Source organism: Amycolatopsis sp. A1MSW2902 (assembly GCF_017312175.1).
GTDB lineage: Bacteria > Actinomycetota > Actinomycetes > Mycobacteriales > Pseudonocardiaceae > Amycolatopsis > Amycolatopsis nivea.
On sequence record NZ_QJPO01000001.1, the window covers coordinates 3,964,638 to 3,984,029 of the forward strand.

19 protein-coding genes are annotated in these 19,392 nt (G+C 70.9%); 7 read left to right on the forward strand and 12 right to left on the reverse strand.

Annotated elements, in window-relative coordinates:
• The first annotated feature begins 1 nt into the window (after nucleotide 1).
• Nucleotides 2-937 (forward strand): ParA family protein, encoded by a 936-nt coding sequence (locus DMP23_RS18245; RefSeq protein ID WP_037806492.1) that lies wholly within the window; start codon nucleotides 2-4, stop codon nucleotides 935-937.
• A 66-nt stretch (nucleotides 938-1,003) separates the two neighbouring features.
• Here DMP23_RS18245 and hisG read toward each other — a convergent pair whose 3' ends face one another.
• From hisG to DMP23_RS18260, 3 genes are all read right to left on the reverse strand, one after another.
• Entirely contained in the window at nucleotides 1,004-1,849 is an 846-nt protein-coding gene (gene hisG, locus DMP23_RS18250) for an ATP phosphoribosyltransferase (protein WP_037806495.1), read from the reverse strand.
• Between the two features lie 35 nt (nucleotides 1,850-1,884).
• A complete protein-coding gene (locus DMP23_RS18255) occupies nucleotides 1,885-2,148 on the reverse strand; it encodes a phosphoribosyl-ATP diphosphatase (protein ID WP_027927607.1) in 264 nt (87 codons plus the stop codon).
• Between the two features lie 64 nt (nucleotides 2,149-2,212).
• The gene (locus DMP23_RS18260) at nucleotides 2,213-2,899 is read right to left on the reverse strand and encodes an HAD family hydrolase (protein WP_337821816.1); all 687 of its coding nucleotides are present in this window, start codon (nucleotides 2,897-2,899) and stop codon (nucleotides 2,213-2,215) included.
• A 151-nt stretch (nucleotides 2,900-3,050) separates the two neighbouring features.
• On the opposite strand from DMP23_RS18260, the gene DMP23_RS18265 reads away from it, so the two are divergent.
• Entirely contained in the window at nucleotides 3,051-3,962 is a 912-nt protein-coding gene (locus DMP23_RS18265; RefSeq protein WP_037806497.1) for a PAC2 family protein, read from the forward strand.
• Between the two features lie 207 nt (nucleotides 3,963-4,169).
• On the forward strand, nucleotides 4,170-4,439 hold the full coding sequence (locus tag DMP23_RS18270; RefSeq protein ID WP_134734502.1) for a hypothetical protein: 270 nt from the start codon (nucleotides 4,170-4,172) through the stop codon (nucleotides 4,437-4,439).
• Nucleotides 4,440-4,484: 45 nt separating this feature from the next.
• On the opposite strand, the gene DMP23_RS18275 is transcribed toward DMP23_RS18270, so the two are convergent.
• From DMP23_RS18275 to DMP23_RS18290, 4 genes are all read right to left on the reverse strand, one after another.
• A complete protein-coding gene (locus DMP23_RS18275; protein WP_337821817.1) occupies nucleotides 4,485-5,315 on the reverse strand; it encodes a metallophosphoesterase family protein in 831 nt (276 codons plus the stop codon).
• Nucleotides 5,279-6,514 (reverse strand): MFS transporter, encoded by a 1,236-nt coding sequence (locus DMP23_RS18280; RefSeq protein WP_337821818.1) that lies wholly within the window; start codon nucleotides 6,512-6,514, stop codon nucleotides 5,279-5,281. The genes DMP23_RS18275 and DMP23_RS18280 overlap by 37 nt, the downstream gene beginning before the upstream one ends.
• On the reverse strand, nucleotides 6,511-7,095 hold the full coding sequence (locus DMP23_RS18285; protein ID WP_238606606.1) for an ArsR/SmtB family transcription factor: 585 nt from the start codon (nucleotides 7,093-7,095) through the stop codon (nucleotides 6,511-6,513). Before DMP23_RS18285 ends, DMP23_RS18280 begins: the two co-directional genes overlap by 4 nt.
• 82 nt (nucleotides 7,096-7,177) lie before the next feature.
• A complete protein-coding gene (locus DMP23_RS18290) occupies nucleotides 7,178-7,747 on the reverse strand; it encodes a dienelactone hydrolase family protein (protein ID WP_337821819.1) in 570 nt (189 codons plus the stop codon).
• A gap of 66 nt (nucleotides 7,748-7,813) precedes the next feature.
• Here DMP23_RS18290 and DMP23_RS18295 point away from each other — a divergent pair, with 66 nt between their 5' ends.
• Both DMP23_RS18295 and DMP23_RS18300 read left to right on the forward strand, forming a co-directional pair.
• Nucleotides 7,814-8,371 (forward strand): ArsR/SmtB family transcription factor, encoded by a 558-nt coding sequence (locus tag DMP23_RS18295; RefSeq protein WP_134734505.1) that lies wholly within the window; start codon nucleotides 7,814-7,816, stop codon nucleotides 8,369-8,371.
• 192 nt (nucleotides 8,372-8,563) lie between these two features.
• The gene (locus tag DMP23_RS18300; protein ID WP_337821820.1) at nucleotides 8,564-10,189 is read left to right on the forward strand and encodes an ABC-F family ATP-binding cassette domain-containing protein; all 1,626 of its coding nucleotides are present in this window, start codon (nucleotides 8,564-8,566) and stop codon (nucleotides 10,187-10,189) included.
• Between the two features lie 70 nt (nucleotides 10,190-10,259).
• Here the strand turns inward: DMP23_RS18300 and mshC are convergent, their stop codons facing one another.
• Together mshC and DMP23_RS18310 are read right to left on the reverse strand one after the other, a co-directional pair.
• Nucleotides 10,260-11,498, reverse strand: coding sequence for a cysteine--1-D-myo-inosityl 2-amino-2-deoxy-alpha-D-glucopyranoside ligase (gene mshC, locus DMP23_RS18305; protein WP_037806506.1), 1,239 nt, complete (start codon nucleotides 11,496-11,498; stop codon nucleotides 10,260-10,262).
• 80 nt (nucleotides 11,499-11,578) lie between these two features.
• Entirely contained in the window at nucleotides 11,579-12,343 is a 765-nt protein-coding gene (locus tag DMP23_RS18310; protein ID WP_337821821.1) for a MerR family transcriptional regulator, read from the reverse strand.
• Nucleotides 12,344-12,461: 118 nt separating this feature from the next.
• Between DMP23_RS18310 and DMP23_RS18315 the strand changes: the two genes are divergently transcribed.
• On the forward strand, nucleotides 12,462-13,775 hold the full coding sequence (locus tag DMP23_RS18315; RefSeq protein ID WP_336158873.1) for a cytochrome P450: 1,314 nt from the start codon (nucleotides 12,462-12,464) through the stop codon (nucleotides 13,773-13,775).
• A 70-nt stretch (nucleotides 13,776-13,845) separates the two neighbouring features.
• On the opposite strand, the gene DMP23_RS18320 is transcribed toward DMP23_RS18315, so the two are convergent.
• Together DMP23_RS18320 and DMP23_RS18325 are read right to left on the reverse strand one after the other, a co-directional pair.
• The gene (locus DMP23_RS18320; protein ID WP_337821822.1) at nucleotides 13,846-15,804 is read right to left on the reverse strand and encodes a VWA domain-containing protein; all 1,959 of its coding nucleotides are present in this window, start codon (nucleotides 15,802-15,804) and stop codon (nucleotides 13,846-13,848) included.
• Nucleotides 15,804-17,201: an ATP-binding protein gene (locus DMP23_RS18325; protein WP_337821823.1), complete on the reverse strand. Its 1,398-nt coding sequence runs from the start codon at nucleotides 17,199-17,201 to the stop codon at nucleotides 15,804-15,806. The genes DMP23_RS18320 and DMP23_RS18325 overlap by 1 nt, the downstream gene beginning before the upstream one ends.
• Before the next feature lie 100 nt (nucleotides 17,202-17,301).
• Here DMP23_RS18325 and DMP23_RS18330 point away from each other — a divergent pair, with 100 nt between their 5' ends.
• Nucleotides 17,302-18,099: a hypothetical protein gene (locus DMP23_RS18330; RefSeq protein ID WP_037806511.1), complete on the forward strand. Its 798-nt coding sequence runs from the start codon at nucleotides 17,302-17,304 to the stop codon at nucleotides 18,097-18,099.
• A gap of 379 nt (nucleotides 18,100-18,478) precedes the next feature.
• Here the strand turns inward: DMP23_RS18330 and DMP23_RS18335 are convergent, their stop codons facing one another.
• Entirely contained in the window at nucleotides 18,479-19,312 is an 834-nt protein-coding gene (locus tag DMP23_RS18335) for a transposase family protein (protein WP_337820148.1), read from the reverse strand.
• Nucleotides 19,313-19,392 lie beyond the last annotated feature (80 nt).

Genomic DNA, 19,392 nt, shown 5'->3' on the forward strand with positions numbered 1-19,392 from the left:
CATGCAGATCACCTCGGTGGTCAACCAGAAGGGCGGGGTGGGCAAAACCTCGCTGAGCGTGGGCGCGGCGGCGGCCCTCGCCGAACGCGGCAGGCGGGTGCTGCTCGTCGACCTCGACCCGCAGGGGCACGCGACGACCGAGATGCTCGGCATGGACGAGGTCCCGGCGGACGCGCCGAGCCTGGCGAAGGCGCTGACCAAGCTGTGGAAGGGCCCGATCGAGCAGCTGGCGGTGCCGCATCCGCGCAGCAACCTGGGCCGCGGCGGCGCGTTCGACGTGATCCCGACGTCGCCGGGGATGTTCGACCTGATCCGCAGGCTGGACCAGTTCCGGGTGCCCGGCTGGCAGCTGGCGCGGGTGATCCAGTTCGCGCACTACGACCACGTGATCATCGACTGCCCGCCGGCCCAGGACGTGCTGACGAACAACGCGCTGGCGGCGTCGCACGGGATCCTGGTGCCGGTCCAGCCGGACAAGACGAGCATCCGGGCGCTGCGCCTGCTGTCGGAACAGGTCCGCTACGTGGAGCAGACCACCGGCCGCGCCCCGATCTCGTGGTTCGGCATCGTGCCGGGCCTGTACCGCCGCCCGATCTCGCACTACGCCGCGGCCGCGCTCCAGGAGATGTACTCCTTCGGCGTCCCGATGCTCTCGCACGTCCCGCTGGGCGTCGTGATGAACGAGGCCGCGGCGCACGGCGTCCCGGTCACGACGTTCGCCCCGGAAACCATCCAAGCGGTGTCGTTCCGGGAAATCGCCGAGACCTTGGACAGCTACCTGGCGCAAAACCCGGGCCCCACCGAGGTTCCCGCTGACGACGAGTTCGTCTTCGAGGACTTCATCTCCGAGGTCGCCGTCGCCCGCAACGTCAACGACAACGGCGCGCGCAAGAGGCTGTACGACCTGATGCCGAAGCGCCCGAACCGCCCGCGCTGACCACCATCCACATGCGACAGAGGGCGTCCCCTCCGAAGAGAAGACGCCCTCTGCTCAAGCAGTTTCCTACAACCGGCAGGAGCGGATGTCGGACGCCAGCACGGCTTTCGCGCCGGTTTCGGCCAGCTCGTCCATGATCCGGTTGACTTCCTTGCGCGGCACCATCGCCCGCACCGCGACCCACTTCTCGTCCGCCAGCGGCGCGACCGTCGGCGACTCCAGTCCCGGCGTGATCGAAATGGCCTGGTCGAGGATGTCGCGCGGGCAGTCGTAGTCGAGCATCATGTAGTGCTGCGCGAAAACGACGCCCTGCAGCCGGGCCGCGAGCTGCGACTTCGCCCGGGATCCTTCGCTCCCCGCCCGCTGCAGCAAGACCGCCTCGGACGCGCAGATCGGCTCCCCGAACGCGACGAGATTGTGCTGCCGCAGCGACCGCCCGGACTCGACCACGTCCGCGATCGCGTCCGCGACCCCGAGCTGGATCGAGATCTCCACCGCGCCGTCGAGCCGGATGACCTCGGCCTCGACGCCGTGGCGGGCGAGGTCGTCGCGGACCAGCCGCGGGTACGACGTCGCGAGCCGCTTTCCGTGCAGGTCGGCCGGTTTCCAGTCCCGTCCGGCGGGAGCGGCGTAGCGGAAGGTCGAGGCGCCGAACCCGAGCGCGAGCACCTCCTCGACCGGCGCGCCCGAATCGAGCGCGAGGTCGCGGCCGGTGATGCCGAGGTCGAGCTCGCCGGACCCGACGTAGATGGCGATGTCCTTCGGGCGGAGGAAGAAGAACTCGACCTCGTTGACCGGGTCGAGGACGGTCAGGTCCTTGCCGTCATGTCGCTTGCGGTAGCCCGCCTCGGAAAGCATCTCCGCCGAAGCGGCGGCGAGGGCTCCCTTGTTCGGCACGGCAACACGCAGCATTTCGGTCTCTCCTCGGTCTCCGGTGCGCGAGCGCGTCACAGGTAGCGGTACACGTCCTCGGTCGAGATTCCCCGGCCGAGCATGAGCACCTGCACCCGGTACAGCAGCTGCGAGATCTCTTCCGACAGCCGGTCGTCGGACTCGTGCTCGGCGGCGATCCACACCTCGCCCGCCTCTTCGAGCACCTTCTTGCCCTGTGCGTGCACCCCGGCGTCCAGTGCGGCGACGGTGCCGGACCCGTCGGGACGGGTACGCGCGCGCTCGGCAAGCTCCGCGAACAGCTCATCGAAGGTCTTCACGGGGCCGAATCCTTTCATCCCGCGCTCGTCCGCGCCGCTCCGGGTGACCCGGAAGCCGCTGAGGTCACAGCTGGGGCAGCAGCGCGGCCAGTTCGGGCACGCCGACGCCGGCCAGCGACGTGCGGAACACCCGGCGCGGACCGTCCGGGACGTCGACGTCGTTGGGCACGACGAGCACGGTGCAGCCTGCGGTTTCGGCCGATTCGGCGCCCGGCGGCGAGTCCTCGACCGCGACGCACCGCTCCGGCGCCACGCCGAGCAGTTCGGCGGCCTTCAGGTACGGCCGCGGGAGGGGTTTGTTCTCGCCGTCGACCTCGTCGCCGCAGACCGTGACGTCGAAGAAATCCCGCCCGATCGTGTCGAGCGCGAGCTCGGTCAGCGCCCGTTCGGTGGAGGTGACCAGCGCGGACTTGAGCCCGGCCGCGCGGACCGCGGCCAGCGCCTCGCGCGCGCCCGGACGCCAGGGCAGCGCGTCGTCGAACAGTCCGGCGGTGCGGCGGCGGATCCACTCCCCCGTTTCCGCGACCGCTTCCGGGGTGACCGGGCGGCCGGTCTGCTCCAGCAGCACGGTGGCGGTGGCGTCCATGTTGGACCCCACGAGCGTCATCCGGACTTCCTCCGACAGCGTGCCGCCGAGCGCCTCGGCGGCCTCGTACAGCGCGACGTCCCACAGTTTCTCGGAATCGACGAGGGTGCCGTCCATGTCCCAGAGGACAGCCGCCAATCCGTCCGAAGAGGACGGTGCAGTCACAGTTTCTCCTTGTCCGGTGCGGCGCCCCGGCGGGGCACGCTCCCCTCCAGCGTCCCACGCGGGCCGCCGTGAGCGGGGCCACACCCGTTCCGTGACACGCGGGGCCGGACACACTGCGCAGCGTAGGTGGCCGAGGCCGTAGGCTGGTCAGGTGAGTGAGCCTGTCGACGACACCCCGCGGCCCGGCGACCCGGAGCAGGACCGCGCCGATGCCCCGCGCCCGATCATGATCCTGGCCTTCGAGGGCTGGAACGACGCGGGCGACGCGGCCAGCCAGGCGATCGAACACCTCCAGCTTTCCTGGGACGCGACGCCGCTGGCCGAGATCGAGCCGGACGACTACTACGACTTCCAGGTCAGCCGCCCCACGGTGAAGATGGTCGACGGCATCACCCGGCGGGTCGAATGGCCGACCACCCGGTTGTCGGTGTGCCGTCCCGAGGGCTTCGACCGCGACCTGGTGCTGGTGCAGGGCCCGGAGCCGAACATGCGCTGGCGCAAGTTCTGCGCGGAGATCGTCGAGCACGTCCAGGAACTGGACGTGTCGATGGTGGTCGCGCTCGGCGCCCTGCTGGCCGACACGGCGCACACCCGCCCGGTCCCGGTCACCGGGTCGGCCTACGACAAGGACACCGCGAGCAAATACCGGCTCGAGGTGAACAACTATCAGGGCCCGACCGGGATCGTCGGGATCCTCCAGGACTACTGCGTGCAGGCGGGCATCCCGGCGGTGTCGATCTGGGCCGCGGTCCCGCACTACGTCTCGCACCCGCCGTCGCCGAAGGCCACGCTGGCGCTGCTGCACAAGCTGGAGGACGTCCTCGACGTCGAGATCCCGCTGGGCGCGCTGCCGGAGCAGGCCGAGGAATGGCAGCAGACGGTCAGCGAGATGGCCGACGAGGACGAGGAAATCAGCGAGTACGTGCGCAGCCTCGAGGAACGCGGCGACGCCGAGACCGACTTCACCATGGAAGAGGTCTCGGGCGACAAGATCGCCGCCGAGTTCGAGCGCTACCTGCGGCGGCGCCGTCCCGGACAGGACGGCGGGTTCGGCCTCCGCTGACCCCGTCTCGGGACCGGGTGTCCCTCGCGCACCGCCGAGGGAACGCACCGTGATTGCCGAACTACGGAACGTCATCCGCGCCGCTCGCCCGAATGACAGCGCCTGCGCCGCCGACTGATCGCGCCGCGCTGCTCTGGTGCCGCGGCGCGCCCGTCTCGTTGACTGGCCTGGCGCGAGCGACGTCGCGCGGACCAGGAGGAACGGGAAATGTTCGGCAAGGCACTAGCGGCGGCGGTGCTCGCGGCGGGCGCGATCACCGCGTCGGCGGCGACAGCGTCGGCGGCACCGGTTTCGCCGGTGAAGGCGGATGATTTCGGCGCGTGCATGGACTACGCGGTGGGCGAATACGACGTGGAGCCCTGGCTCGCGCACGATGCGTGCGACGCCGCCACGTTCGAGGACTGCTACTGGGTCCTGCGCCGCGCCTACGTTCCGGCGCAGGTCGCGGCGACGGCCTGCCGGCTCTCGTTCGACTGATCCGCCGAAGGGTGCGACCGGTCTGCGCGGGCAGGCCGGTCGCGCTCAGGCGGTGAGCAGCTTGCGCACCGGAACCGCGCCGCGCTCCCGCTTCCGCCACTCGCGCGGATAGCCGAGCGAGACTTCCTCGAACCGCACGCCGTCGGCGGACGTCGTGCGCGGGATGTGCAGGTGCCCGTAGACGGCCAGCTCGGCCCGGTAGCGCAGGTGCCAGTCCTCGGTCTGCGTGGTGCCGCACCAGAGCGCGAAATCGGGGTAGTACAACGGATTCGTCGGGTGCCGGTGCAGCGGCCAGTGCGACATCAGGATCGTGCGGTGGTCGGCCGGGATCGCGTCCAGCCGGTCGCGGCTCACCTTCAGGCGCTGCTCGCACCAGGCCGCGCGCGACTCGTACGGGTCCGGATGCAGGTAGTACTCGTCAGTGCACACGACGCCGATTTCGCGGGCGTGCGCGAGCGCTTCTTCGCGGGTCTTGCCCTCGGTCGCCGGAGTGCGCCAGCTGTAGTCGTAGAACACGAACAGCGGCGCGATGGTCAGCGGTTCCGGGCCGAAGTCCCACACCGGGAACTCGTCCTCGGGCGTGAGGACGTCGATCTCGCGGCACTGCTCCACGAGGAATTCGTACCGAGCCTGGCCGCGCAGCTGGCACGCGTCATTCGGCGTGGTCCACAGTTCGTGGTTGCCGGGGACCCACACGACCTTCGCGAACCGCTCGCGCAGCCTGGCGAGCGTCTCGCGGATGACCTTGGCGGACTCGGCGACGTCGCCGGCGACGAGCAGCCAGTCGCCGGGATCGTCGGGCACGACCTCGTCGACGATCGGGCCGTTGCCCTCGTGGGTCACGTGGAGGTCGCTGGTGGCGAAGAGAGACGGCACTCGTCCACCGTAACGACTTTCCGCGCCCGGGAGCGCCGGAACCGCCCATTCCCCCACCCCAGAACGACCAGCCCGGCGCTCACGTGGAGGCCTGCCTGCACGTTCAGCAGCACTGTCGGCCCGGTCACCGCGACGAGCGCGCCGGCCAGCAGAGAACCGGCCGCCGTGCCCGCCGCCATCAGCGCGTACACCGTGCTCAGCACCCGTCCCGCGCGATCCGGGCCGGTCTCCGCCTGCACGTGCGACAGCAGCCCGGCCCCGGCCACCATGAACAGCCCGACGTACACCCCGAGGACCGTGGTCGCGCCCGGCAGATTCCAGATCGCCGCCGACATCAGCCCCGCCGCGACCAGCCCCCAGCCCTGCAGCAGCACCGGCGCGACCCGGTGCGCCAGCGTCGCCACCGCGAACCCGGCGGCCAGGCCGCCGATCGCCTGCACGCCGCGCAACAGCCCGGCGTCGGCCTCGCTGCCGCGCAGGATGTCGAGCACGAACACCACGAACAGCACCAGGAACATGCCCTGCGCGAGCGAGGTCAGCAGCGCCGACACACTCGTCGCGCGAAGCCGCTTTCCCGCCAGATCGCGGACGCCCGCGAGCCAATCCGTCTGCTCGGGCGCGGTCTTGCGCACCGCCGCCCGGCGGAAGGGGAACGCGAGCAGCATCCCCGCGGCCGCGAGCGCGACGAGGTAGCCGATGATCACGCGGTCCAGTCCGCCCCAGCCCAGCAGCGCTCCCCCGGCCCAGCCGCCCGCGAGCCGCGCGACGCTGCCGTTCACGCTCATCAGCCCGTTCGCCGGGGTGACGTCCTCGACGCCGACCAGCTCCGGCACCAGCGCACTGCGCGCCGGTTCGAACACCGACGCCAGCCCCGCTTGTGCCGCCATCACCGCGTAGACCGCCGCGACCGGCAGCTCGGAACTCGCCAGCAGCGGCAGCACCACGACCGCCTGCCCGACGCACACCGTCGCCAGCACGACCCGGCGGTCCCACCGGTCGGCGACGATCCCCGCGACCGGGCTCAGCAGCACCGCGGGCAGCAGGCCGAGCACGATGCTCAACGCCGTCGTGACCGCGGACCCGGTGCGGACGAACAGGTACACCGGCAGCGCGACCTGCAGCATCCACTCGGCGGTCTCGCCGAAGAACGCGGAGACCCAGAGCCGGGCGAATCCCGGTGCCGCCAGCAGCCGTCTCACGCCGGTTTCCCGTCGTGCCCGATCCGGCGGAAGGCACGCATCCCGAGGAAGACCGCACGGGCGTCGGCGGGCGCGTCCTCGCGGATCGTGCTGACGTACGGCCGGACCAGGTCGTCGATCGCCTTCGTCAGCGCGCCGACTTCCTCGGGTGTCGCTTTCAGGCCGTACGAGAAGAAGCCGCCCGCCTCGCGCCAGTCCTCATCAAGCCGCTCGACCGTGTCGAGGTACCGCTGGGTCAGCTCCTGTTCCTCGGCCAGCTCAGTTCCCGCGACCGCCAGCTGCGCCGCTTCCAGCGCCGGATCGCCGTCCGGGCTGCCGAGCACCAGCCCGACCTGGCAGGCCCGCCACGGCCGCTCCCGCCCGTCGCCGCCCTCGGCTCGCTCGACCAGGCCGTGCTCGGCCAGCTTGCGCAGATGCCAGCTGCAGTTCGACGCCGTCGAGCCGACCGCGTCCGCGCACTCGCTGGCGGTCGACGGGCCGACCGCCATCAGGTGGTGCACCAGCGCGGACCGCAGCGGGTGCGCGAGGGCCCGCAGCAGCTCGACGTCGTCGATCCGCTTGCGCGGGGGCAGTTCGGTCATCGGCCCGCCTAACTCTGAAGGGTTTCTTTCGAAACGATTCTTTCAGAGTTGCAGGCGGCTGCCCCCGCGTCAAGCCGCCCGGCTAGAGCGAGACGAGGAACGAGCGCACGCGCTCCAGGAGCAGACCGGCTGCCTCGGGGTCGTAGGCGGCCAGCGAGGAGTCGGCGAAAAGGTGCTGGTCGCCGGGGTAGACGAACAACTCCGCGTTCTCGGCGGAGCTGACGAGCTCGCGGGCGGACGGCAGGTCCTCCTCGAAGAACTCGTCGTTCTCCTTGCCGTGGATCTGCACCGGAACCCCCTCCGGCCACGCCGTCCCGAACTCCTTGACCGGCAGGCAGGAGTCGAAGAACAGCGCGCCGCGCGCTCCCGGCCGGGTCTGCGCGAGGCGCTGCGCGACGGTGACGCCGAAGGAGAACCCGGCGTACACGAGGTCCTGTCCCAGCGCCTCCGCCTCGGCGATCCCGCGTTCCCGCACCTGCTCGAAGCCGGTCTCCCGGGCGAAGGCGAAGCCGTCTTCGATGCTGGCGAACGTCCGGCCCCCGAACAGATCGGGAGTGTGGACGGTGTGCCCGTCCCGGCGCAGTTCGTCGGCGAACCCGCGCACGCCGTCGGTCAAGCCCTGGATGTGGTGGTACAGCACGATTTCGGCCATGCCGGAAATCCCCTCAGTGAACGAACCAATTATGTGGAACGTTCGGCAACGCTAGTCTGTTCAGCCATGGCGAACAACCCGCCCGACTACGCACTCGCCGATCGGCTGGCGTTGACCGAACCCGCGCAGGTCAAGGCGCTCGGGCACCCGTTGCGCACCTCGATCCTGCAGTTGCTGCACGAGCGAGCCGCGACCGTGAGCGAGCTTGCGGCGGCGGTGCGCCGCCCCAAGAGCACGGTCGCGCACCACGTGCACGTGCTCGAGGTCAACGGCCTGCTCAAGGTCGTTCGCACGCGCCGGGTCCGCGCCGTCGAGGAACGGTTCTACGGCCGCACCGCGCGCATGTTCTTCGTCGAGCCGGGGCCGGCCATGGGGAACGCGAGGGATTTCAACGACTTCGAGGTGGCGGCCCGCGAATCCGCCGAGGCGTTCGAGGCGGGAAAGCTGTGGGGCTTCATCCGGCGGGCACGCATCTCCCCGGACCAGGCCTCGCAGTTCTGGGACCGGATGGCCGAGCTCGTCGAAGAGTTCGACCGGCTGCCCCGGTCCGGGGACACCACCTACGGCTTCGCGGTCGGCATCTACCCCACCGGCCATCCGGCCTTGCCGCCGCGAGAATCCTGACCAGCGAGAACCGATCGCCCGAAAAACCGGTTGCGCTCCCCCGCCGCCCCCGCGTTAAGCTCCCGCCCATCATGGACAGCTGAGCCGAGCCCTCCCCGCATCGAGGCCGCTCCCGGTCGAGCCCCGCTCCCGGGAAGCCGCGCGTTGCCCGTCGGGGATTTCGCTTCCACCGCAAAGGCCCGGTGATCGCTCATGTCTACTGTCCTGCACGCCTCCGACCTCGTTTTCGGCTACGGCGCCCGCACTGTCCTCAACGGCGTTTCGCTCGTCGCGTCGCCCGGGAGGCGGATCGGTCTCGTCGGCGAAAACGGCGTCGGGAAATCAACCTTGCTCCGGCTGCTCGCCGGACTTGAAGTCCCCCGCGGCGGCGACGTCGTGCGGCACGGCGACCTCGGCTTCCTCTTCCAGGAGCTGCCGTTCGACGGCACCGCACGAGTTTCCGACGTCCTCGACGAGGCGCTCGCCGAGATCCGGACCGCCGCGGCGACGCTCGACAAGCTCGCCGCGGTGCTCGCCGAGCGCCCCGACGACCCGGAGGTGCTCAGCGAGTACGGCCACGTCCTGGAATGGGCGCAGGCCCACGACCTGTGGGACGCGGACCGGCGCGCGGACCTCGTCCTCGCCGGGCTCGGACTCGGCGACATCAGGCACGACCGGCGGCTGCACACGCTGTCCGGCGGCCAGCGGTCGCGGCTCGGGCTGGCCGCGCTGCTGGTGCGGCGGCCGCGCATCCTGCTGCTCGACGAACCGACCAACCACCTCGACGACAACGCCATGGAATTCCTCGAGCGCCACCTCGCGGAGCTGACCGGCGTAGTCGTGCTGTCCTCGCACGACCGCGTGTTCCTCGACGCGGTCTGCACGGACATCGTGGACCTGGACCCGGTTCCGGCGGACCGCCGCGTCGGCGGCGCGACGCGCTACGGCGGCAGCTACACCGACTACCTCGGCCAGAAAAAGGCCGAGCGGGCCCGCTGGGAACAGCGGTTCACCGAAGAACAGGAGGAACTCAAGCAGCTGCGGGAATCCGTGCACGGCACCGCGCGCCGCGTCGCGCACAACCGGGCGCCGCGGGACAACGCGAAGATGCTCTACGACTTCAAGACCGGTCGCGTGCAGAAACAGATTTCCCGCCGGGTCCGCAATGCTCAGCTCAAGCTCGACACCCTGGAGCGCGAGCAGGTCCGCAAACCGCCCGCGCCGCTGCGGTTCCGGGCCACGCTCACCGCGGACACCGGCGGCGAAGGGCCGGCGGTGTCGGTGCGAGGTATCGCGGTTCCGGGCCGGGTGGAGCTGGACGAGCTGGACGTGGACCGCAGCGCGCGGCTTCTCGTGACCGGCGGCAACGGAGTGGGCAAATCCACGCTGCTGTCGGTGCTGGCCGGCCAGCTCACGCCGTCGGCCGGGACTGTCCACTTCGGACCCGGCGTGCGAGTGGGGTTGCTGGAGCAGGACGTCACGTTCGCTCGGCCGAAGCGGACCGCTCAGGAGGTGTACCGCGCAGCGGCCGGCGAAACGGCACCTTCGCTGTCCACGCTCGGGTTGCTGCCGCCGAGGGAACACGACCGGCCGGTCGGCGAGCTTTCGGTGGGTCAGCGGCGCCGGCTGGCGCTGGCGGTGCTGCTCGCGGAGCCGCCGGACGTGCTGTTGCTGGACGAGCCGACCAACCACCTGTCGCTCAGCCTGGCCGAGGAGCTGTCCGAAGCGCTCGACAGCGCGCCGGGTGCGGTCGTCCTGGCTTCGCATGATCGGTGGTTGCGCCGCCGCTGGGAGGGCGACCACCTGGCGCTGGCGGACGGCCAACGCCAGGATGTATAGGTCGTTATACAGTTAGAACAGCGGGCAGTGGCCGGAAGCGTGTTCCGGCCACTGCCCGGTCCCGGGAAGCTCAGAGCACGATGCCCAGCAACGCGTCCACGGCCTCCTTGATCAGGCCCGGGGCGGCCTGGTCGGTGCCGTCGCGGCGCAGCGCCGACGTGACCCACGCGTCGATCGCCGTGAGGGCCTTCGGCGTGTTCAGGTCGTCGGAGAGGTGGTCGCGCAGCCGCGCCACGGTGTCCTCCGCGTCCGGTCCGGCCGGCAGCGCGACGGCTTCGCGCCAGCGGGCCAGCCGTTCCTGCGCGTCGACCAGCAGCTGGTCGGTCCACGCCCGGTCCTCGCGGTAGTGGCCGGCGAACAGCGCCAACCGGATCGCCGCCGGGTCGACGCCGTCGGCGCGCAGCCGCGACACGAAGACCAGGTTGCCGCGGGACTTCGACATCTTCTCGCCGTCGAGCCCGATCATCCCGGCGTGCACGTAGTGCCGGGCGAACGGGTGGTCGGCGGCGACGGCCTCGGCGTGCGCGGCGCTGTACTCGTGGTGCGGGAAGATCAGGTCGGACCCGCCGCCCTGCACGTCGAAACCGAGCCCGAGGCGGTTCACCGCGATCGCGCTGCATTCGATGTGCCAGCCCGGCCGTCCGGCGCCCAGCTCCGACTCCCACGACGGCTCGCCCTCGCGCGCGACGCGCCACAGCAGCGCGTCCAGCGGGTGCCGCTTGCCGGGACGGTCCGGGTCGCCGCCGCGCTCGGCGAAGAACTTCGCCATGGTCTCGGCGTCGTAGTTCGACTCGTAGCCGAACCGGCCGGTCGCGTTGTGGTCGAAGTAGACGTCCGGGAACTCGGCGTCGTCCGCGCGGTAGGCGCTGCCGTCGGCGAGCAGCTTCGCGATGACCTCGACGATCTCCGGGATCGCCTCGACCGCGCCGACGAACTGGCGCGGCGGCAGCACCCGCAGGGCCTCCATGTCCTCGCGGAACAGCGCCGTTTCGCGCATGCCGAGCACGATCCAGTCGTCCGAATCGCGTTCCGCGCGCTCGAGCAGCGGCTCGTCGATGTCGGTGACGTTCTGGACGTAGTGCACCTCGTGCCCGTTGTCCCGCCACACCCGGTTGACCAGGTCGAACGCGAGGTAGGTGGCGGCGTGGCCGAGGTGGGTGGCGTCGTAGGGAGTGATGCCGCAGACGTACATCCGGGCGGCGGCTCCGGGTGCCGTCGGGCGGACCTGCCCGGTCGCGGTGTCGTGAAGCCGGAGGGGACGGGGCGTGCCGGGCAGCCGGGGCACGGCGACGGATGACCAAGTCTGCATGCCTCCGACTGTAAGCGTGACGTCCGTCCGCTTTCCCACCCGGTGGGAGGGACAGCCGCGTGTCCCTCCCACCGGTACGGTCAGGCTCGCTGCCGGACGGCGTTCGCCCGGACGGCGTCGCGCACGTACGCCCCGATGCCGGGCCGCTGCTCGTCCTCCCGGACCAGGAAGGCCAGCTGCGCGGGCTCGTCCGCGTACAGGTCCGCGATCTTCTGCTGCATCTCGTACCCGCACTCCCCCATCACCGCGGACAGCATCGCCCGGTGCTCTTCGGCAAGCTGGCCAGCCGCCGGGCTGTCCGCGGGCTCGCCCTTGTCGACCAGCGCGACCAGGCGGCTCACCCAGTCCTTCCGCTGCCGCTCCGCCTCAGTCCACTGCTCCTTGGTCTCCGGCAGCTGCGACTGCTGCCACTCCGGACAGCTCCCCCAGCGCCGGACGGCCTCCTCCGAGTAGCCGTCCGGCACCTGGAACCCGCCGAACACTTCGAACTTCTCCTCGGGCGTCAACGCGTTGCCCATGGCTCTCGCCTCCAGCAATCGATCGACGGCCGCGACCATGCGCTCGATCCGGTCCGCCTGCCCCACCAGCAGCTCCCGCTGCCGTTTCAGGTGGGCGTCGGCGTCGGTTCCCGGATCCGCGAGCACGGACGCGATCGTCTCCAGGGGAAGGCCGAGCTCCCGGTAGAGCAGGATCCGCTGCAGCCGGTCGAGATCGGCCTCGTCGTAGCGCCGGTAGCCGGACGTCGTCCGCCCGCTCGGCGACAGCAGCCCGATCTCGTCGTAATGGTGCAGCGTGCGCACGGTGACGCCGGCCAGCGCGGCCGCCTCGCCCACCCGGTAGCCCATCGCTCTCCCCTGTCGTTTCTTCGGCCGAATGGCCCTTGCGAGAACCACGATCACGCCTCACGTCGCGTGAGGGTCAAGTCTGGTGGACACCGCGCTCCGGCGCGAGTACGAACGAAGCATGGCTCTGCGCACGCCGATCCGCGCCCGTTCCGCTCTCCCGCCCGGTCCCCGGCTGCCGATGGCGGTGCAAACCCTCCTTTTCGGCGCTTTCCGCAACTCCCTGCTGCCGGTGCTGCGACGGCGCTACGGAGACGTCGTGCGGCTGAAGCTGTATCCGGAGCGTTCGGTGGTGCTGGTCGGCGACCTCGACCTGGTCCGCGAGATCTTCGCCGGTCCGGTCGAGACGTTCCACGCCGGCGAGGGCAACATGGTGCTCAAACCCATGCTGGGCGGGCATTCGGTGCTGCTCACCGACGAGGAGGAGCACCGCAGGGCGCGGAAGCTGCTGATGCCCGCGTTCAACGGCGCGGCGATGCGCGGGTACCGGGACATGGTCACCGAGCTGACGGTCGCGGAGCTGGAACGGTGGCCGCAGGGCCGGGCGTTCCGGGTGCACGACCGGATGCGGGCGCTGACGCTGGAAGTGATCCTGCGGGTCGTTTTCGGCGTGACCGACGGACCGCGACTGGCGGAGTTGCGCGTGGCGCTGGAGCAGGTCATCGACATCAGCGCGCTGGATCTCTTCGGGTGGCACAGCCCGGCGTTGCAGAAGTTCGGGCCGTGGCGGCGGAACCGGGAGCGGCAGGAACGGGTCGACGAGCTGCTGTACGCGGAGATCGCCGAGCGGCGCGCCGCACCGGATCTGGCGGAGCGGACCGATGTGCTGTCCCGGCTGCTGACCGTGCCCGGGGAGGATCAGCTCAGCGACCTCGAGTTGCGCGACCAGCTGATCACGTTGCTGCTGGCCGGGCACGAGACCACGGCGACCGCGCTGGCCTGGGCGCTGCACGAGCTGGCCCGGGATCCGGTCACCGCCGCGACCACCGCCCGCGCCGCGCGCGAGGGCGACGAGAAGTACCTGGAAGCGGTGGCGAAGGAGGCGATGCGGCTGCGGCCGATCATCTCCGAGGTTTCGCGGAAGCTCACGAAGGACGTCCAGGTCGGGCCCTACACGGTTCCGGCCGGGCACATGGTGCTGCCGTCGATTTCGATGATCCACGCGGACGCGGCGCACCATCCGTCGCCCGAGGTGTTCGACCCGACGCGCTTCCTCGGCAGCGGCCCGCCCGCAGGCAGCTGGTTCCCCTTCGGCGGCGGCGCACGACGCTGCCTCGGGGCCGGTTTTTCGCTGCTGGAGGCGACGATCGTGCTGCGGGAGCTGTTCGCGCGGTACCGGGTCAGCGCGGCCAATCCCCGGCCGGAGCGGGTCAAAACCCGGCACATCACTCTCGTACCCGGCGACGGCGCACGGATCATGGTGCACCGCCGCTGAAGCCCGTGAAGGACTCCTTCAGGGAATCTGATTCCCTCAAGGAGCCCTTCACGGACCTTCACGGAACGGGTCAGCGGCGACGGGTACGGAGGTAGTCGCCCACTACCGCCGCGCCCAGGCCGTCCAGGTCGGGGGCCACGACCCGGCCGCCGGAGCGGCGGGCGATGGTGTCCACGAACGCTTCCAGGCGCGGGTCGTCGCCCAGCCGGAAGACGGTGACCGACGCGCCCAGTTTGGCAATCCGGTCCACTTCGGACAGTGTCTTGTAGATCGTCGCCGGTTCGGGCGGGTAGGAGAATTCCGCCTCTCCATCGGGTTCCAGGTGCGCGGTGGGTTCTCCGTCGGTGACCATGAGGACCACCGGCTGCGCATCCGGGTGCCGACGCAGGTGCCGTCCGGCCAGCAGCAGCGCGTGGTGTGCGTTGGTGCCTTGTTCCCAGGTGCCTTCCAGACCGACCAGTTCCGGCAGTTCCACGGGCATCGCGTAGCGGCCGAAGGTGATCAGCTGCAGGGCGTCGTTGCGGAATCTCGTGCTGATCAGCTGGTGCAGCGCCAGCGCGGTGCGTTTCATCGGCAGCCAGCGGCCCTCCTGGACCATCGACCACGACGTGTCGACCAGCAGCGCGACCGCGGCTCGCGAGCGGTGTTCGGTCTCGATGACTTCGACGTCCTCGACATCGAGGCGAACACTCCCCGCACCGACCGCGGTGGAGCGCAGCACCGCGTTGCGCACGGTGCGCGGGACATCCCAGGGTTGCATGTCACCGAATCGCCAGGGACGGCTCGAACCGGTCGGTTCCCCTGCCGCCCCCGCGGATTCGGTCTCGCGCTCCCCGGTTTTGCCGCGCAGCGAATTGACCACATCGGACAGTGCAGTCTCACCCAATCGGCGCAATGCCTTGGGAGACAATCGCAAGGTGCCGTCCGCGGCGCGCTCGAACAGGCCCTGCTGACGCAGTTCTCGCTCCAATTCGGACAGTCGGCGCGCGTCGACGCCCGCGTCCGGACCGAGTTGGCGCTCCAGCGCTTCCAGGTCGATGTCCTCCAGGCGCGCGCCGGGATACGACTGGCCCAGTTGCTCGGCGAGAGCGTCCAGCTCCGCCAGGTCGGCCATGGCCTGCGCGCCTTCGCCGAGCCCCAGCGGGTCCTGGCCGCGGAAGCGCGAGGACGACGTCCAGTCCTCCCCCGGCCGCAGCGCACGCAACTGGGAGTCCAAAGCGGACAGTTGCTGCGCGAGCCGCGGATCGCCGAAGGCTTGCTGTGCCAGCTCGGCCAGTTCCGCCCGCTGTTCCTCGGACATCGAGTTCAGCATGCGTTGCGCGGCGGCGGAGCGGGCGGCCAGCACGTCGATCAGCTCGTCGACGTTCTGCGGGTTCTCCGGGAAGAACTCGCCGTGCCGCCGCATGAACTCGTCGAAGCGCTCGCCGATGTCGCTCGCGTCCTGTGCGTGCGCGGACATCAGCGCGTTGAGGTCGCCGAGCATCTGGTTGATCCGCTCGACGTCCTGCGGGCCGGCGTTCTGCATGGCCTGCTTCATGCCCTGGAACCGCGCGTCGAGCATCTCGCGGCCGAGGAGGTCGCGGATCTGCTCGTACTTCTGCCGGGCTTCGTCGGAGCGCCAGTCGTACTCGTTCAGCTCGCGCACGGCAGCGGCGGTGCCGGGCGGCAGCGCGTCCAGCTGGGCTTCGCGGAAGCGGGCCTCGTCGTCGGGGTCCGGGAACAACTCCCGGCGCTCGGCTTGGAGTGCTTCCTGCAGCAGCTGCTGGACTTCCTGGAGCGTGCCGTCCAGCCGGTGCCGCCGCTGGATCTGCGAACGGCGCTGCCACAGCTGCCGGGTCAGCTCGTCGAGGCCCGCGGTGCGTTCGGTGCCGCGGCGCAGCAATTCCTCCAGCGCCGAACGCGGGGACGAGCCGCCCATGACCTCGCGGCCGATCTCGTCCAGCGCGTCCCGCAGGTCCGCGGGCGGGGCCAGCGGATCCGGCCCGTCGTGCCACGGGCCGTAGGAATATCCCTCCGGTAAGAGCGGCATTATTCGCCGTACACCGTCGTGCCGTCGTCGGAGTCCTTCGCCAGCCTGCGGGCGAGGAACAGCGACTCCAGGGCCAGTTCGACCGCCGCCGCGATCCGGCCGGCCGGTTCGTCCGCGGACACTCCGGCGCGCTGGGCGACCTCGTGCAGCACCGGCAGTTCCGGCAGCGCGGCAAGGACTTCCGCGCCGGGGACGCGCTCGCCGGTGGCGACCAGGTGGCCGTCCGCCACCGCGTCGGACAGCGGGCGGAGGTCCAGCCCGGCGAACCGTTCGCGGGCGGTTTCCGCGATCGCACGGCGCATCAGGTGCACGAGGTGCTCGACCTCGCGGCCCTCCTCGCCGGGCTCGAACTCGACCTTGCCGCGCAGCACGGCGGGCACCGCTTCGAGGTCGACCGGCCGCGCGACCGCCGGGTCCTCCCCCGTCATCGCGGCCCGGCGCAGCGCGGCCGCCGCGACGGTTTCGGCCGCCGCCACCGCGAACCGGGCGGACACGCCGGAACGCTGGTCGATCACCGGCGACTCGCGCAGGTTGCGCACGAACCGGGCCAGCACCTCCAGCAGCGGCTCGCCGACCTCCGCGACGAGGTTCGCCTCCTGGCGCACCACGGCGACCTCGGACGCGACGTCCAGCGGGTAGTGCGTGCGGATTTCCGCGCCGAAGCGGTCCTTCAGCGGCGTGATGATCCGGCCGCGGTTGGTGTAGTCCTCGGGGTTGGCGGTGGCGACGAGGAGCACGTCCAGCGGCAGCCGCAGCGTGTAGCCGCGGACCTGGATGTCGCGTTCCTCCATCACGTTCAGCAGCGCGACCTGGATCCGCTCGGCGAGGTCGGGCAGCTCGTTGATCGCGACGATGCCGCGGTGCGCGCGCGGCACGAGTCCGAAGTGGATGGTCTCCGGGTCGCCGAGGCTGCGGCCCTCGGCGACCTTCACGGGGTCGACGTCGCCGATCAGGTCGCCCACGCTCGTGTCCGGCGTGGCCAGCTTTTCGGTGTAGCGCTCGCTGCGGTGCCGCCAGGCCACCGGCAGGTCGTCGCCGAGTTCGGCGGCGCGGCGGATCGAGGCGGGCGTGATCGGGTCGAGCGGGTGCTCGCCCAGTTCGGAGCCCTCGATGACCGGGGTCCACTCGTCGAGGAGGCCGGCCAGGGTGCGCAGCAGGCGGGTCTTGCCCTGGCCGCGCTCGCCGAGCAGGACGACGTCGTGGCCGGCGAGCAGGGCGCGTTCGAGCTGGGGCAGCACGGTGCGGGAGAAGCCGACGATGCCGGGCCAGGCGTCGCGGCCCTCGCGCAGCGCGGCGAGCAGGTTGTCGTGGATCTCGCGCGCGATGGGGCGCGGGGCGTATCCGGCGGCGCGGAGCTCGCCGGCAGTACGGGGAAGAGCGTCGGGAACAGCGTTCACCCCTTCGACGCTACTGACCGTTCCGGCATCCGTCGATGTGGAGCGGCTCCAGCCGGGCGGGGATCGGCGGAGCCGGGAGGAACCGGTAAAATGAGCGGTCGTGTGCCGACCCAGTGCGACCCTCGCCGTCTGGTCCTCCGCGTGGCTGAACGGGGCCGCGGCGTCCGACGACGTCCTCGACGCCTTGCAGGACTGGGCCGAGGCCCACGACGTGGTCGCGGCCGATCCCGCTGCCGCCGACGCGTTCGATCTCCCGCTCGCTTTCCATCGGGCGGCTACTCCCGTGCAGCTGCTGCTCGCGCTACGGGCGCAAGGGGCGGTGAGTGCGCAGCTGGTGCTGCCGGTGCCCGGGGATGTGCGGGGTCTTGGCGGCGGCGGGCCGTTTGCTGACGCGGCGTTGCGGTGCGGCGAGGCTGTGGTGCTCGGCGGGCTGGCGTTCGGGTTGGTGCCGGAGCCCATCGCCGAGGGGCTGATGCGGTGGACGGTGTATTCGCTTCCCGCGCCGGTCTCGTTGGAGTATCAGCCGTTGCCGGATGCCGAGCATGGGTTGACGGATGCCATTCGGGCGAGTGCCGGGGCGTTGCAGGCGTTGGATGTGGCGAGCGATCGGCCTGGGGTTCGGGCTGAGTTGTCGGCGCATTTGCGGGCTCGGCCTCAGGTCGAGTGGCCTGCCGGGACGCCCGGACGGGCGTTGCGGGTGTTGCAGCGGGCCGAGGAGATTTCGGCGATTTTGGCGGTGGCGCAGGCGGATGATCCGGGTGGAGCGTTGTCGGCTTCGGCGGTGAATCGACGGGCTGAGGCGTTGCGGCCGTTGGCTGAGGCTGTTCGGGGGGCGCGGACTGCTTCCGTTAATGAGGCTGTGCGGGTGTTTGCTGAGCAGGGGGATCGGCAGGTTTGACTGCTCGTCGCCTGGCGGCGACATCGCTTGGTGGTTGCGTCGGGCACCCCGAAGCTTGATTGTGCTGACGGTCTGAGGGTGCTTGTCAAGGCTGGAAAGATGCCTTGACAAGCACCCTCAGACCGCAGGAGAGCTTCGTATCGGTGTGCGGGGGTGGTGTGGGTGCACTTCGAGTTGAGTGCATCGGTGGCGGTTTCGTTGGGGTGGGGGCTAGCGCCCCAAAGTGGCATTGGGTGCGTGGGACGCACCCAATGTGGCATTCGGTGCATGGGACGCACCCAATGCGGCGTTCGTTGCGTGGGACGCACCCAATGCCGCATTGGGGATTTTTCATCCTGGTTTGTGCTGTTCATGGCGGGTTGACGGGGTGTGGTAGTTGTCAGGCCGGGGTGGGCTGGGCGGTGTCGCGGACGGCTTGTTCGTGCTGGGTGAGGACGAGCAGGGCGCGGACGAGGGTGGTGGCGTGGCGTGGTGCGATGCGGAGTTTGTCGAGGACGCGCCAGGTTTTGAGGGCGGCGAAGCCGCCCTCGACCGCGCAGCGCATCGCGTTGAACACGCTGTTGGCCTGTTTCTGCGGCTCGGTGAGCGGCCGGTTGGTTTCGGCTTTGAACGGGGTGAGCACGATCTGCGCGCAGGGGCCGCCGCAGTCCGGGCAGTGGCGGGTGTCGCGGACGTCTTTGTGCCAGCCCTGGTAGCCCTTGTCCGCGGCGGGGGTCAGGCCGTGGGCGTGGAGGCGGTCGCGCAGCCGGTGGCGGCGGGCGGCGGTGATGTCGGCGGTCCTGCCCGGCAGCACGGCCGAGACCCACAGCAGCCGTCCGTGTTCGTCGGTGAGGCCTTGGACGTTGAGGCCGTGGTGTTTGTGCTTGCCGCTGTAGTTGCGGCGATTGTCTGTGCCGGTGCGGCGGCGGGTGCGGATCAGGGTCCCGTCGGCCAGCACCACCGCCGCGCCGCGGGCGGCCAGCCGCCGCAGCACCCGCCCCAGCCGCGGCGCCCGGGCCGCGAGCAGGTCGATGGCCTCCAGCAGCCAGCGGCGCAGCGTGGCGGCCGACACCGCGTTGGCGCGGGACAGGTCCAGCAGCCGCTGGTCGTGGCGCAGCATCGCCAGCACCAGCACCGCCTGCTCGGCCGGGGACGCCTTGCGCCACCGCGACCCGATCGCCCGGCGGCGGCGGCCGATCAACCCGGCCAGCATCGCGATCGTGGGCGGCGACACCGGCAACACGCTGCGATACGAGGCCAGAACCTGCTGTGAGACAGTGAGAGCGGAGCCCCCGGACGTTTTTTCTCGAGTCA

Bases quoted from the DNA above. Each gene is read 5' to 3' on its own strand.
- DMP23_RS18245 (WP_037806492.1), top strand. From the start codon at position 2: ATGCAGATCACCTCGGTGGTCAACCAGAAGGGCGGGGTGGGCAAAACC.
- hisG (WP_037806495.1), bottom strand. From the start codon at position 1,849: ATGCTGCGTGTTGCCGTGCCGAACAAGGGAGCCCTCGCCGCCGCTTCG.
- DMP23_RS18270 (WP_134734502.1), top strand. From the start codon at position 4,170: ATGTTCGGCAAGGCACTAGCGGCGGCGGTGCTCGCGGCGGGCGCGATC.
- DMP23_RS18285 (WP_238606606.1), bottom strand. From the start codon at position 7,095: ATGACCGAACTGCCCCCGCGCAAGCGGATCGACGACGTCGAGCTGCTG.
- DMP23_RS18290 (WP_337821819.1), bottom strand. From the start codon at position 7,747: ATGGCCGAAATCGTGCTGTACCACCACATCCAGGGCTTGACCGACGGC.
- DMP23_RS18295 (WP_134734505.1), top strand. From the start codon at position 7,814: ATGGCGAACAACCCGCCCGACTACGCACTCGCCGATCGGCTGGCGTTG.
- DMP23_RS18300 (WP_337821820.1), top strand. From the start codon at position 8,564: ATGTCTACTGTCCTGCACGCCTCCGACCTCGTTTTCGGCTACGGCGCC.
- mshC (WP_037806506.1), bottom strand. From the start codon at position 11,498: ATGCAGACTTGGTCATCCGTCGCCGTGCCCCGGCTGCCCGGCACGCCC.
- DMP23_RS18310 (WP_337821821.1), bottom strand. From the start codon at position 12,343: ATGGGCTACCGGGTGGGCGAGGCGGCCGCGCTGGCCGGCGTCACCGTG.
- DMP23_RS18315 (WP_336158873.1), top strand. From the start codon at position 12,462: ATGGCTCTGCGCACGCCGATCCGCGCCCGTTCCGCTCTCCCGCCCGGT.
- DMP23_RS18320 (WP_337821822.1), bottom strand. From the start codon at position 15,804: ATGCCGCTCTTACCGGAGGGATATTCCTACGGCCCGTGGCACGACGGG.